The organism is Asticcacaulis sp. MM231, assembly GCF_964186625.1.
Classification (GTDB): Bacteria; Pseudomonadota; Alphaproteobacteria; order Caulobacterales; family Caulobacteraceae; genus Asticcacaulis.
In genome coordinates this window covers 2381949-2395424 of sequence record NZ_OZ075108.1, presented here as the reverse complement: position 1 = coordinate 2395424, position 13476 = coordinate 2381949, and the positions used below count along the sequence as shown (strand labels likewise).

Sequence of the window (13476 nt, the reverse complement as noted above, 5' to 3'; positions counted from 1 at the left end):
TTACTTACCTGCCAGCAGCGGCGCGAAGGCCTCGTCGAAATCGGCGATCGTGCCGGTCTTGCGCTCGAACTTCTTGCCATTGATGAAGAAGGTCGGTGTGCCGATGACGTCGTTTTCTTTGGCGTACTTGTCGACATTGTCCTGGATGCGCAGCAGGCCTTGCGGATCGGTGATGCACTTGTTGAAGCTCTTCTCATCAATGCCGACCGACTTGGCGATACGCAGCATGACCGGCAAGGCGTTGGCGGTGGTGCCGTCGCCGAACATCTCGCCCTGCGCCTTCATGAGGGCGTCATTGACCTTGAAGTAGTTGGCCTTGCCGGAGCAGCGCGCCAGCAGGATGCCGGCGGCCGAAACATCGCGCGGCTCGGTCAGGAACTCGCGGTAAACGTAACGGATCTTGCCGGGCGTGACGTACTTGGCCATCAGTTCGGGCATGACGTCCTTGTTGAACTCGGCGCAGTGGGCGCAGGTCACCGAGGCGTATTCGATCAGCGTGACCTTGGCGTTGTCCGGACCTAAGCTCATATCGCCATCGCCGACCGGCGCGATCTTGTCACCGCAGCTTGCGAGCAGCAGGCCGGCGCCCATCAGGGCGGCGACGCCGGTAGCCTTAAGCACTTTATGAAGCAGGGTTTGCATATTGTATCTCTGTAAGGGGAAAATGACGGCTTACTTGCCGGCCAGCAGGGGCTTGAAAGCGGCGTCGAAGTCGCTGATGTCGCCGTTCTTCAGCTTCATTTCCTTGCCGTTGACGATAAAGGTCGGCGTCGCGTTGATGCCGTCCTTGGACATGTATTTTTCATTGAGGTCGCTCAGACGCTTCAAGGCCGCCTGATCGGTAATGCACTTGTTGAAGTCGGCTTCCGACATGCCGAGCGATTGCGCGATGCCGAGCAGGACCGGGCGCGCGTTCTGATCGTTCTCGCCGGTGACGTACATCTGCTTCTGGCCGGCCATGACGGCGTCGATAACCTTGAAATACTTGTCCTTGCCGGCGCATTCGGCCAGTAGGTGGCCAGCGGCGGCCACGGTGGGGGCGCCGGTCATCATCGGGCGATAGACATAACGCACGAGGCCTTTGTCGATATATTTGGTGCGCAATTCCGGCATGACCGTTTCATTGACATGCGCGCAGATCGGGCAGGCGACGGAGGCGTATTCGATCAGGGTGATCGGCGCGGTGGCGGAACCCATCGACATTTCATCGGGTGCGACCTCGGTCTTCGAGCCGCCCTTGCTGCAGCCGGTGGCGACCAGGGCCAGGCCTAAAGCGGCGGCGGTCAGAAGGCCGCGACGGGTCTTACCGGAAAGAATATGCATAATGAACCCCGACTTATAATGACAAAGGCGCTCCTGTCAGGAGTCGCGTGTGTCGCCTTTTTAAAGCGTTCGATTGCGCTGTAAATATGGCATCGCATTTTTTGCCAATTATAGACGTTTTATGGCCTTACGGCGTCTTCATATTGTGACGTTTCAGGATCGATCGGCCAAGCAGCAGCAAGGACTTGCGCACCTTTTCATCCTCGACATCGCTAAGGGACTGCTGAAGCCCAAGTTCTTGCTGAGCGCTGAGCGGTTTTGGGCGGGCGATCGGCGGGGCCTTGCTATGGACGGCCAGCGGCCCCTGAATAATGCGCAGTCGCTCGACCGTCTTGCTGCCTAGGAACAGGTTGATACGATCGATCAGGGTGGGGGCGTGATGCAGGATCAAGGTGGCGTGGGTGGAATTGGCGACGCGCAGTTCCAGGGCGCCACCGGTTGCCGGGCCGGCACCGAGTTTGTTGGAGGCGGCCCGGCCCTTGATGATGCGCACCGGCTCGCACAGCTTGCTCAAAAACTCGCCGACAATCTCGGTCCAGCGGTTTTTCAGCTTGCCGGTGCCATCATCCATCTGTTCAAAGCGCGTTTGCAGGCTTTTCAGCAGGGGCTGAACCTGCTTCTTTACCGGCGGCGGTGCCTTGGGCATACGCTTGGTGTAAGTCGTGCGCAGGATGCGAAGCAAGTCTTCAAGGGATGGTAACGGGCGTTTCATGACTGTGATTATACTGAAGGATGAAGCGCTTGTCTCGCGGTTACGGCGCGACCTGCTCGATTGGTACGATGCCCATGGCCGCGCCCTGGCCTGGAGGCAGGGGGCGCGTGAGGCTTATCGCGTCTGGCTATCCGAGGTCATGCTCCAGCAAACGACCGTGCCGCACGCTGCGCCCTATTATGAGAAGTTTCTGACCCTGTGGCCGACGGTGCGCGATCTGGCCGCCGCGGAGGATGGCCGCGTCATGGCCGAGTGGGCGGGACTTGGCTACTATGCGCGGGCGCGTCGCCTGCTGGAATGTGCGCGGGTGGTTGTGCGAGATTACGACGGGCTGTTCCCGGCGAACGAGGCGGACCTGCTCAAGCTGCCGGGCTTTGGCCCCTATACGGCGGCGGCGGTGGCGGCGATCGCCTTTGACCTGCCGGCCAATGTGGTCGATGGCAATATCGAACGGATCATGACGCGGCTCTATGCGATTGACACGCCTCTGCCGACGGCGAAGAGCGATATCCGGCTGGCGGCAGCACAGTGGATTGCGCCTGAGCGCGCCGGTGACTGGCCGCAGGCTCTGATGGATATGGCGACTCTGATCTGCCGGCCGAAATCGCCCGTCTGCGATCAGTGCCCTCTGGCAGTGGCGTGTCTGGCGCTTGAGCGCGGCGAGCCGGAACGCTTTCCGGTCAAACTCGCCAAGCCGCCCAAGCCACGTCGTTATGGCGTGGTGTTCGTTATGCTGACAGGCGAGGGCGTGGTGGTCGAGCGCCGCGCTGACAAGGGTTTGCTGGGCGGGATGCTGGGTTTGCCGCATACGGAATGGGCATCTTCATCCTCCCCTGATGTATCGGGGGAGGTGGCACGGAATGCGCTTGCGCGTTTCCGTGACGGAGGGGGCAACGCTCTTACTAAGGATGCCCCCTCCGTTGGCGACGATGCGCCGACACCTCCCCCGCAAGCAGGGGAGGATAAGTGGGTTGTCGCCGGCAGTTATGAGCATGTCTTTACACATTTTGCGCTGACACAAGAGGTCTGGGTGCGGCGTCTGTCGGATGAAGAGACGGCCTCGATGTTGCGTGCTAACAATGCCTGGCAGATTTTGCCGTTGAACGAAAAAGCCCTGCCGACCGTTTTCGCCAAGGCCCTGAAGCTGAAAGACCTGCCAGCGACTCCCGATTTATTTCGCTCAAACGCTTGAAGGACGCAGTATGGATTGGACGCCCGTTATCGAATGGTTCGGCTATAGATCCGGATTTCATGATGCCGAAGTTGTCAGCATAGATTTACGTCGGCGTCCTGAGCCATCAAGGATAAGTTTGCATGCGTGGCATATGACATCAGAGGTCGATGAAAAAGGATATTTTCGCCTTGAACGCCACGCACTGGTGACCTTTACGTTTACGGATATTGTCGAGCAATTACTGGAGGAATGGAACCACCAGAATGTGCTCATGGGTTTGGTTATCACCGAAGTTCCGGAAGGCTATCGCATGGAACTGGACAGCACATTCGGGGCAGGTGGTTATTTTATTGCGCGCAATATTTCAGTCAGTGTTGAAGCCTGGCGCAACCCCTAACTGATCAGCCATAAAAAAAAAACGCGGACGTTACCGTCCGCGCTTTCAAACATCTGGGTGCAGGGGCCGTGACCCTGCCTAGTTCATGTCGGCGCGGATACGCGAGCGCAGATCGTCGATCGGCTTGAGGCCGGCGTCGGTCTTGAAGCGCCAGTAGGTCCAGCCGTTGCAGGCCGGGGCCTGTTCCATCATGGCGCCCATCTTGTGGATCGAGCCGCTGAGTTCGCCATGCACCAGCGAGCCATCGGCGCGGACACGGGCGGAGCGATCGCCTTTGGGCGTGTAGAGAATGTCGCCCGGCTGGAGCAGGCCGGCCTCGACCACGGCGCCGAACGGCACGCGCGGCTCGGATTTCTTGGAGCCCATGACGGCCAGGTCTTCGGCTGTCGCCGGGATGACGCGGGCGATACGCTCGCTGGCAACCTTGCGGTAATTTTCTTCGCGCTCGATGCCGATGAAGTGGCGGCCGAGGCGCTTGGCGGCGGCGCCGGTGGTGCCGGTGCCGAAGAAGGGGTCGAGTACAACGTGGCCGGGCTTGGTGCAGGCCAGCAGGACGCGATAGAGCAGGGCTTCCGGCTTTTGCGTCGGGTGGGCCTTGTTGCCGTTCTCGTCCTTGAGGCGCTCATCGCCGGTGCACAGCGGGATCGACCAATCGGAACGCATCTGGGTGTCTTCGTTGAAGGCCTTAAGGGCGTCGTAATTGAAGGTATAGCGCTTCTGGCCCTTGGCCTTGGTGGCCCAGATCAGGGTTTCGTGGGCGTTGGTGAAGCGCGTGCCCTTGAAGTTGGGCATGGGGTTGGCCTTGCGCCAGATGACGTCGTTCATCACCCAGAAGCCCATGTCCTGCATGGCGACGCCCAGGCGGAAGATGTTGTGGTAGGAGCCGATGACCCAGATCGCGCCGTCGTCTTTCAGCACGCGGCGGCATTCGCGCATCCATTCGCGCGTGAACTTGTCATAGGCCTCGAAGCTGGCGAACTGGTCCCAGTCGTCATCGACGGCATCGACCTTGGAATTGTCCGGACGCAGCAGGTCGCCACCAAGCTGAAGGTTGTAGGGCGGGTCGGCGAAAACGAGATCGACGCTGTTGTCAGGCAGGGATTTCAGCACCTCTACACATTCGCCAAGGTGGATGGTGTCGAGCTTCAGCGGTGCCTGCGAAACGGACGAGATTTTAAGAGCGGTCGATTTGCGCAAGACGAAGATCCTTCTGACACTGGAGGGCGATAAGTCCCTAAATCCAATGACTAAAATCGTTTTGCGGTTAATGATGGGTTAAATTAACCATGATGACGAATCGCGCGATTCGCTTTTTTTGAAGCGAGTCCGAAAAAACTCACTTTTGATTCCGTTTTGTTCTTATAACTCCCTGATTGCCGGGGAGGGGGGGCGTGAGCGTATGAGCTTCTTGCTTAAGCCGTCGCGTTCCGGCTTAGCTCACGTATCGTGGACCAGCTTGTGCGGTGGATCGGCGAGGGGCCGTGACGGCGCAAGGCCTCAAGGTGCGTCTCGGCCTGATACCCCTTGTGCTTTTTGAAGCCGTAATGCGGATAGACGATGTCCATCTCGATCATGATGCGGTCGCGCGCCGTCTTGGCCAGGATCGAGGCGGCGGCAATGGAAAGCGACAGAGAATCCCCCTTGACGATGGCGGTTGAGGGCAGGGCCATCTTCGGGCAACGGTTGCCGTCGATCAGGGCGTGATCGGCGCACGGATCGAGCGTCTCGACGGCGCGCTTCATGCCTTCCATGGTGGCGGCCAGAATGTTCAGGCAGTCGATCTCCTCGACGGTCATGGTGATGACCGACCAGGCAATAGCGGCTTCCTTGATCAGCGGTTCCAGCTCAAAGCGGCGTTTTTCGGTCAAGGCCTTGGAATCGTCAATGCCTTCTGGCAGACGCGCAGGATCGAGAATGACAGCGGCCACGCACAGGGGGCCGGCGCACGGACCGCGTCCGGCTTCATCGACGCCGCAAATGCGCCCCGTCAGGGAGGTTTCAAAACTGAAATCGGCCATGACTCGCGCTTTATCGCGATTTGACCGGCTTGTCTTGTGTGAACCGCGGATTAAAACATCACTTCAGGCGTGTCGATCACGCCACGGCCCTTGGGGTCGGCGCCGAAGCGGTTGGCCGTCGGCGTGCCGTCAGTGCAGTAGAAGACCAGCATGACGATCTGGGAGATGAGGATCGGCAGGAAGATGCACAGGAACAGAGAGCCGAACATACCGAACGCGAAATTGATACTCTGCTCTTCCGTCATATGGTCGAAGCCGCCGGCCATGGAGAAAATCTGGGTGCCGAACATGATGATGAACAGAACGAAGCCCACAATGGCTACCGCTATGGGCATGATCAACCACCAGCCGCTACGGTTGATATCATGCAGGCGGCGCACGGCTACGGCAAGGGTGGGCAAAAGCAGCGCCAGATTGATCAACTGAAAGAGCGGCATGACCTGAAAATAACGCGCCATGAATTGTGACGGGTCAGGGTTCTGGAAGTTCATGCCGCTGAACATAAGCGTCATGCTGAGTGTGCCGGTCACCGCTCCGACGATAATGCGGAACAGCACCCACAGCCAGAATTCCGAACGGCGCGCACGCCCCTGAAAATCGACATATTTTACCAGCGGTTGAAACATCAAAGGTACGTTAGACATCGAAGCCCCCTATGGCTGAACGCAAAATTTATCAGAAAACGCTGGTGTCGCCGCCACGGCCTTTCGGGTCGGGGCCGAAGCGATTGTGCCCGGGCGTGCCATCCAGCACGTTGAACACGAAGGTAACGATCGAAGCGGCGAGGGTCGGCAGGTAAATCCACAACATCGGGCCTATCAGGGCTGACATGACGGCCATGGCCTGATCGGGCGACGGGTTCGGGCCTAACTGGCTGAACTTCTGGATATCGTTGAAAAAGGCACCGCCATTGGCCGAAAAATAGACGATGGCGGCAATAATCATCACCACAATCGGAAAGACATACCACCAGCCGGTACGGTTGATGTCGTGGAAACGGCGTACGGCCACAGCGATATTAGGGATGAGGATAGCCAAAGCGAAAAGCATTTGGAGAGCAAAGATTGTCCCCATTGGGTTGCCGGGCTCGACGATGGTTTTCAGAATGTTGAAAACAATGCTGACAATGACTTGGAACAGGAACCAAAGCCAGAATTCCGAACGGCGCGAACGGCCCTGAAAGTCAAAATAGCGCGCGAGCGGTTGAAACATTAATGGCATGGTATCCCCCAACTTTTGATCTTAGCTAAAAGCTAACTGTTTTTCATCATGCCCGCAACCTCGGCGTGACGGAAACAGGTGACGGTGTGGTCGTTGACCATGCCGACGGCCTGCATGAAGGCGTAGACGATGACCGGCCCGCAAAACTTGTAGCCCTTGCTTTTGAGCAGCTTAGCCAGTTCTTGCGACGTTTTTGTTTCGGTCGGGATCTGCCCCCATGCGTAATGATTGACTTGCGGCTTGCCGTCCTGAATGGCCCAGATAAAGTCGGTGAACGAGGTGCCTTTGTCGCGCATATCGAGCGTTATGCGGGCGCTGTCGATGGCGGCGATGATCTTGGCGCGCGAGCGCACAATGCCGGCATCGTTCATCAGGCGCTCGATGTCACGGTCATCGAAACGGGCCACCTTTTCAGGATCGAAACCGGCAAAGGCGGCGCGGAAAGCATCACGTTTGCGCAGGATGGTGATCCACGAAAGGCCGGCCTGAAAGCCATCGAGCACAAACTTTTCCCACAGCGCACGCGAGTCGAATTCCGGTACGCCCCATTCTTCATCGTGATAGGCGCAGTAGAGCGGATCGGTCTTGGGCCATGGGCAGCGGGGCTTGTCGCACATACGGTCAGGTTCCTGTATCTATGTCGTTTTTGTTGATGCACTTCATGCGTCAGGTGAGATGTCAGGCAGGTGTGGCGCGATCCAGGCGGAGATGTTGAGCCTGATTGCGGCGTCGCCGGCTGTCAGGTCGCCATCGCGGCGATCAATACGCATCAACGCCAGGCCATAGCCGTCCGCTGCGGCCAGCACCTCTCCGGCGCGCTTGTCTGCGTTCAGCACTTCCGCGCCTTTTTCCGGGGCTGCGCCGGTATAGCTGAATCCAAGGATACGGTTCTTGATCTGGCCGCGCCGCTTCATGCGCGATGTCAGTTCCTGCCCGACATAGCAGCCCTTGTGGAAATCGATGGCGCCCAAAAGATCGAGATTGGCGTCGATGGCGTAAAGTTCATCCTTGTTGAAATCCTCTCCCGGATCACCGAGCGTATGGGTATAACGGAAAGCGCGCCACGCATCGGGCGTAGCGGTCGCGGTCTGGGGTGTGTAGGCAAATCCAAAGTTATCATCAATGATTGATGCACGGGAATCCAACAAGAAGCCTTCTGGCAGATCGCCGCCGAAAGCCACGAACACCGGATGATCCAGCGCTGTGATCACCACCTTGGCGCGCAGTTTGTACATGTTAAGTTTGGCCAGCAGTTCATCGCGTTCGGATAGCGGCACATCGAGCCAGATTTCGTCAGCAGAGACGGCATGGAGCAGGGCGTCGCAGATCATCTTCCCCTGGGGCCGCAAAAAAGCCCCGTAATGCAGTTTATGGAAGTCCCCCGTCGTCACCTGCTCGACTATGGAGTCGATGGGCGCGGTGCACAGACCTTTTAGGAAACTGGCCCAGTCCGGGCCGAAAACCTTTATAAGGGCGCGATGCGGAAGCGGACTGATCTGGAGTGTCATGAGTGTGTCAATCATTGATAAGCAAAGGGGCGGGACTTGCTATAGCGCAGTTAGGGATTAAGTATGCGGCATGAGCGCTGATTTTCCGATTCTTCTGCTGGCCTTGTGCGAGCCTGCCAAGGCCTTGTCCTTAAGCGGTGTCATTGCGCGCCTCAAGCAGGAAATCCCGAACGCCCGCATCACCTTGGCCACCAGCTCGGCCTCAGCCGAACTTTTTCAAGATGATGATCTGGTCGACGAGATACAAGCATTCGACGGACCGATCTTCAAGCTTAAGGCGCTGGGTTCGCTCAGCGAACTGAGCCGCCGCAAGTGGGGCCTATGCGTCGATATCGGCCCAACCCTGATCTCGCGCATGATGAAGGCGAAGACGCGCTTTACGCTCAATCCGAATGATACGGCCGGTGTGGTCGAGCAGGTCGCTGCCAAGCTCAGACTTGATGCCGCTGAGATCGCACCGGGCCTGCGTATCTCGCCGCGTCGTGAGGCGGGTGTTCGACGCCTGATCGATAACGGGCGCGGGCAGGGGGCGTTGATCGCCATGGCGCCCGGCGCCAGCTGGTTGGGAAGGCGCTGGCCCACCGAGCGGTTTGCCGTGCTGGCAACACGGCTTATGCGTGACGACGGTCCGTTCGCCAATTATCGTCTGCTGATCATAGGCGGTGAGAGCGAACGCGACACCCTGCAGGCCCTACGCATGGCCACGTCGCGCGCGCAGGTTATGGAAATTTCGGGTGAGCAGAATGCCTTGAGCGCCTTTGCCGCCCTGAAACACGCGGCGTTCTTCGTCGGTAATGATGAGCTGTGGCTGCATCTGGCCGCTGCCGCGGGCATCCCGACCTTTGGCCTGTACGGCCCTTCCGATGAGGCGACCGCGCCTCTGGGCGGGCATGTCCATACCATTCGCGGCCCGCGCAGCCTGGCCGATATCCAGATCATCGATCCCAAGCTTAAGCAGAACGTTTGCCACATGCTTGATCTGTCGATTGACCGCGTGGCGGCGACCATCGAGCGCTATATGGCCGAGCACGCCCGCCCCTGAATCTTTTGCTTCACAAACCGGTGCACGCCCTTGCCACAAAGAGGGGCGGCTCGTAGAGTCGCGCGCATTGATTTTACTGGACTACAGGTGCCTGCCATGCCGAAAAACTTCGATCTTATCATCCGCAACGCGGACATCATCAATCACGCCGGGCGTGGCAAGGGCGATATCGGCATCACTAATGGCAAGTTCGCTGCCTTCGGTGATCTGAGCCAGGCCAGCGCCGCCGATGTCATCGATGCCACCGGCCTACTGGCCATGCCGGGCGTGATCGATACGCAGGTCCACTTCCGCGAACCGGGCCTTGAGTGGAAGGAAGACCTGGAGACCGGTTCGCAGGCGGCGGTCATGGGCGGCGTTGTGGCGGTCTTCGAAATGCCCAACACCAACCCGACGACGACCAATGCCGAGGCCTTCGCCGACAAACTTGCGCGCGCCCATCACCGCATGCACTGCGATCACGCCTTTTATGTCGGCGGCACGCACGAGAACGTCCACGAACTGGCCGAGCTTGAGCGCATCAAGGGCTGCTGCGGCGTCAAGGTCTTCATGGGGGCCTCTACCGGAACCTTGCTGATCGCCGATGACGAGGGCGTGGCCAATGTGCTGAAGAACGTCAATCGCCGCGCCACCTTCCATTCGGAGGACGAATACCGTCTGGCCGAGCGCCGTCCGCTGGCGCGCGAAAACGACTGGACCAGCCACGATTTTGTCCGTGACGCCCAGTCGGCCATCCAGTCGACGCACCGCCTCGTCCGGCTGGCGCGTGAAGCCGGCAAGCGCATCCACGTCCTGCACGTCACCACACGCGAAGAGATCGAGTTCCTGGCCGAAAACAAGGACATCGCTACCGTCGAGATCACGCCGCAGCACCTGACCCTGGTGGCGCCGGAAGCCTATGAGCGCCTGAAAGGTCTGGCGCAGATGAACCCGCCGATCCGCGACCAGTATCATGTCGATGGCCTGTGGCATGGCATCAATGGTGGCATCGCCGATGTGCTGGGCTCTGACCACGCGCCGCATACTCTGGAAGAAAAAGCCAAGCCCTATCCGGCCTCGCCTTCGGGTATGCCGGGCGTGCAGACCCTGCTGCCGGTGATGCTCAACCACGTGGCCCATGGCCGTATGTCGCTGGAGCGTCTGGTCGATCTGACCTCCGCCGGTGCCCAGCGCGTCTTTGGCGTGGCCGGCAAGGGCCGCATGGCCGAGGGCTTCGACGGCGACGTGACCCTGGTCGATCTTAACCACAAGCGCGTTTTGCGCCATGAAGATATGCGTTCGCGCTGCGGCTGGACGCCTTTCGACGGGCTGGAAGTTACCGGCTGGCCGAAAGCCACCATCATCCGTGGCAAGATCGTCATGCGTGACGACGAAATCGTGCAACCAAGCCTCGGTGAGGCCTGCCGCTTCATGGAGTCGCTGTAATACTTATATCTCCCCGACTTGTCGGGGAGCGGACCCACGCGCCCTTGCGCGTTGGTGGTGGGGCTTCTTGTTCTAACGGTCGCAGTATTTAAGAGCAGGCTTTGAGAAGCTTGGCCTTATGCGCCTCATACTCTGCCGAAGGCCGCGAACGCGACACAAACAAATCTGGTGATAAGGCCGCTTCTGGCGGCCCCATCCACTTGCCCTCGGTATCAATGATCAAGCCGGGCAGGCAAACCGCTGGGCCGCGCGGCAGGTCGAACAGATCGACGCGGTTGCTTGAACGATCTGGACGACGATGCAACAGCCACACCTTGCCCGAGGCGATCACCACATCGCCATTGAAGGGCAGGATGTAGCGATCGGGCCCGACCTTTTCAGCGCAGCCGGCCTTGGCGGGATTGCCGGCATCCGTCGCCATGTCACGCGTACACAGGCCACGTGCTTTGAGCAGGTCGCCACTCTCGACCGAATAGGCGGTGAAATAGGTGGCGCCGGACGTATCCTGCAAACCGATCCGCAGACCATCGAAGAGGCCGCGCGCCACCCCGTCTACCCCCGCAGAGCTGACGAGTACGCGCTTGCCTGTGCTCTCGATGGGCCGCCAAATGTCTGGGCTATAGTCCGAGCCAGACGGCATCATGACCGATAGATAGGCTTCAGCCTTGACGTCTGTTTTCGGCAAAGGTTTCCAGTGCTTCCTGCCCCATTGAAAACAGACTGTCTTTGCGCAATCACCGGCGCGGACCTGAGCGGCTGGTGACTGGTCTTTCGCATCAGCCAGCGGTGGATAAAGGCGGATATCACCATCGCCTGGCGGCGCCGGGATTACCCGTGTCGGGCCTGTCTCCGGCTTTTCCAGCAGGTCGGCAATGCGGTTGCAACCGCTTAAGCCCAAAGCCGCGAGGACGATATATAGCCTCAGGTTCATCATCGTCTCCGTCGTGTTCAGTCAAGGCTAACGCAGCAAATGGACATGAAAAAGGCCCGGGAGGCATACACCTCACGGGCCTGACATCTTAAGGGTAAAATCGCTTACTCAGCGGCGGCATAGGTGCCGTTGCCAGGGATTTCGCACTGGATGGGATCCTTGTGCGACTTGGCGATCGTGCAGGGCACGGATTCGGTGATCTTGTTACGATCCGCCGAAACGATGGCGATGTAGCCGCGCTTGTTCGAGCAGGCCAGTTCGGCCAGCAGGGCGCCTTCGATGCCATCGGATTCACCGATGTAACGCACTTGGCTGACATCACAGCCCTTGCCCGGCTGAGCGATCTTGATCAGCTTGTCGAGTTGGGCGCGCAGCATCGGCTCAGTGACATAGGTGCAGCTTTTGCGGCTCGTCTGGTCGATGAAGCAATCGTTCAGACGCAGCGAAGAGGTGCTGCCGGCTTGAGGCACGAAGCCGATAAGGCCCCAGGGTTGCTCCTTGCACTTGAACTCGATGTAGTCGCGCTTGGTTTGCTCCTGTGTGCCGATGACATTGTATTCTTCGACGGTGCAGGGGAAACCGCCCTTGGCCAGTTGGCTCGAGAAAGCGCTGCTGGCATCTTTCGAAGCCGCGCCGGAGTCGGTGAAGGTACAACCGCCCAGACCGGCGGCGGCAGCGCAGGACACCATACGCTGGTAGGAGTTGTCTGTCTTGGTCAGCACGACAAAGCCGGGCTGGTTGGCGCAGCCGAATTCATAAAAGAAGCTGTCGTTTTCCTTGGAAACGCCGATGAAGCGAACGTTGTTAACCTGGCATGTAGCCGAAGCCTGGGCGGCCAGTGGCTTCAGAGTAACCAGAAGCTGTTCCTTGGTCGTGAATTTACAGGCCGAAGGCGTGCCTTCGACGGTCAGGCAGCTCTTGTATTCGATCGGTGCCTTGGCGCCGAGTTGCGGATAATCGAGGATGCCACCGGCGCTGGCACCGCAACCGACTTCATAACGGTCGATCAGGGGCTCGGTAGATGTCGAGCCGATGACGCGGGCGTCGCTCACTTGACACCCAGGGATATAGGGCTGAACCACGGTGTTGAGCCAGGCGTAGTGCGGATTGTTCTCCGGCAGGACGCACTGAATGGCGTCAGGCTGGGTGGCTTTCAGCTTGGCAGCCAGCGAACAGGTAAAGGCTTGGCCGACTTCGGTCGGTGAAACACTGGTGATGATGAAACCCGGGCCGGTTTTACAGGCAACTTCATAAAGCTGCCCCTTGACCTTGGTGCCAGCCTTGTCGAATTCGGTAGCGCCCAGTAAATAGGCGTTGGCTGGGACGCAATCGACCTTGGCGAGGGCGATGACTGCCGGAATATCGGTCATGCTCTTGGCCTGAACCGCGGGGTCGATCTTGAACGGACCGGCCGGGACTTCCTTTTTAGGTGCGGCATAGGCCGCGTTGGTGCTGACACTGGCTATGCAAGCCAGGCCGACTGCGATGACGAGGGTTTGCACCCGTTGCGCCATCTTTTTGAAATTCAAGGATGTTTTCATTGGGGCGACTCTCCGCGGCTCCAGACCTGTAGACAACCATCGCGGTTTGCAACGGGATGGATTAATTTTCAATAGGTTTATTTTCAACATGTGGCGAATGCAAGGCATTATATGCCTGCTCAAGCGCCGCACGGCTTACGCGCAAACGTGCGCAGCGGGCGGTCGCCCTTGGCTTTGTTTGTCT

At 59.0% G+C, this 13476-nt stretch carries 15 protein-coding genes; 4 read left to right on the top strand and 11 right to left on the bottom strand.

What is annotated here, in order from left to right; translation table 11 throughout:
* The 3 genes from ABQ278_RS11725 to ABQ278_RS11715 all read right to left on the bottom strand — a co-directional run bounded on the left by ABQ278_RS11725 (position 1) and on the right by ABQ278_RS11715 (position 2035).
* On the bottom strand, positions 1-642 hold the full coding sequence (locus ABQ278_RS11725; RefSeq protein ID WP_349319756.1) for a thioredoxin domain-containing protein: 642 nt from the start codon (positions 640-642) through the stop codon (positions 1-3).
* Positions 643-672: 30 nt separating this feature from the next.
* Positions 673-1323, bottom strand: coding sequence for a thioredoxin domain-containing protein (locus ABQ278_RS11720; protein WP_349319755.1), 651 nt, complete (start codon positions 1321-1323; stop codon positions 673-675).
* Positions 1324-1450: 127 nt separating this feature from the next.
* Positions 1451-2035, bottom strand: coding sequence for a DciA family protein (locus ABQ278_RS11715; protein ID WP_349319754.1), 585 nt, complete (start codon positions 2033-2035; stop codon positions 1451-1453).
* Here ABQ278_RS11715 and ABQ278_RS11710 point away from each other — a divergent pair.
* Positions 2034-3227: an A/G-specific adenine glycosylase gene (locus ABQ278_RS11710; RefSeq protein WP_349319753.1), complete on the top strand. Its 1194-nt coding sequence runs from the start codon at positions 2034-2036 to the stop codon at positions 3225-3227. The genes ABQ278_RS11715 and ABQ278_RS11710 overlap by 2 nt on opposite strands.
* Positions 3228-3237: 10 nt before the next feature.
* On the top strand, positions 3238-3606 hold the full coding sequence (locus ABQ278_RS11705) for an Imm50 family immunity protein (protein WP_349319752.1): 369 nt from the start codon (positions 3238-3240) through the stop codon (positions 3604-3606).
* 78 nt (positions 3607-3684) lie between these two features.
* Here the strand turns inward: ABQ278_RS11705 and ABQ278_RS11700 are convergent, their stop codons facing one another.
* The 6 genes from ABQ278_RS11700 to ABQ278_RS11675 all read right to left on the bottom strand — a co-directional run bounded on the left by ABQ278_RS11700 (position 3685) and on the right by ABQ278_RS11675 (position 8353).
* Positions 3685-4803: a site-specific DNA-methyltransferase gene (locus tag ABQ278_RS11700; RefSeq protein WP_349319751.1), complete on the bottom strand. Its 1119-nt coding sequence runs from the start codon at positions 4801-4803 to the stop codon at positions 3685-3687.
* A gap of 215 nt (positions 4804-5018) precedes the next feature.
* Positions 5019-5624 carry a ribonuclease HII gene (locus ABQ278_RS11695; RefSeq protein WP_349319750.1) on the bottom strand — a complete coding sequence of 202 codons (606 nt, stop codon included), beginning with the start codon at positions 5622-5624 and terminating at the stop codon, positions 5019-5021.
* Between the two features lie 50 nt (positions 5625-5674).
* Entirely contained in the window at positions 5675-6268 is a 594-nt protein-coding gene (locus ABQ278_RS11690) for a DUF805 domain-containing protein (protein ID WP_349319749.1), read from the bottom strand.
* A gap of 31 nt (positions 6269-6299) precedes the next feature.
* Entirely contained in the window at positions 6300-6845 is a 546-nt protein-coding gene (locus tag ABQ278_RS11685; RefSeq protein WP_349319748.1) for a DUF805 domain-containing protein, read from the bottom strand.
* Between the two features lie 32 nt (positions 6846-6877).
* Positions 6878-7462 carry a DNA-3-methyladenine glycosylase I gene (locus ABQ278_RS11680; RefSeq protein ID WP_349319747.1) on the bottom strand — a complete coding sequence of 195 codons (585 nt, stop codon included), beginning with the start codon at positions 7460-7462 and terminating at the stop codon, positions 6878-6880.
* A gap of 42 nt (positions 7463-7504) precedes the next feature.
* The gene (locus ABQ278_RS11675) at positions 7505-8353 is read right to left on the bottom strand and encodes a folate-binding protein (protein ID WP_349319746.1); all 849 of its coding nucleotides are present in this window, start codon (positions 8351-8353) and stop codon (positions 7505-7507) included.
* 70 nt (positions 8354-8423) lie between these two features.
* Here ABQ278_RS11675 and ABQ278_RS11670 point away from each other — a divergent pair, with 70 nt between their 5' ends.
* Together ABQ278_RS11670 and ABQ278_RS11665 are read left to right on the top strand one after the other, a co-directional pair.
* On the top strand, positions 8424-9395 hold the full coding sequence (locus tag ABQ278_RS11670; RefSeq protein WP_349319745.1) for a glycosyltransferase family 9 protein: 972 nt from the start codon (positions 8424-8426) through the stop codon (positions 9393-9395).
* A gap of 96 nt (positions 9396-9491) precedes the next feature.
* Positions 9492-10820, top strand: a complete 1329-nt coding sequence (locus tag ABQ278_RS11665) for a dihydroorotase (RefSeq protein WP_349319744.1) — start codon at positions 9492-9494, stop codon at positions 10818-10820.
* Positions 10821-10908: 88 nt separating this feature from the next.
* Here ABQ278_RS11665 and ABQ278_RS11660 read toward each other — a convergent pair whose 3' ends face one another.
* Entirely contained in the window at positions 10909-11754 is an 846-nt protein-coding gene (locus ABQ278_RS11660; RefSeq protein ID WP_349319743.1) for a hypothetical protein, read from the bottom strand.
* A gap of 101 nt (positions 11755-11855) precedes the next feature.
* Positions 11856-13292, bottom strand: coding sequence for a hypothetical protein (locus ABQ278_RS11655; protein WP_349319742.1), 1437 nt, complete (start codon positions 13290-13292; stop codon positions 11856-11858).
* Positions 13293-13476: the final 184 nt, after the last annotated feature.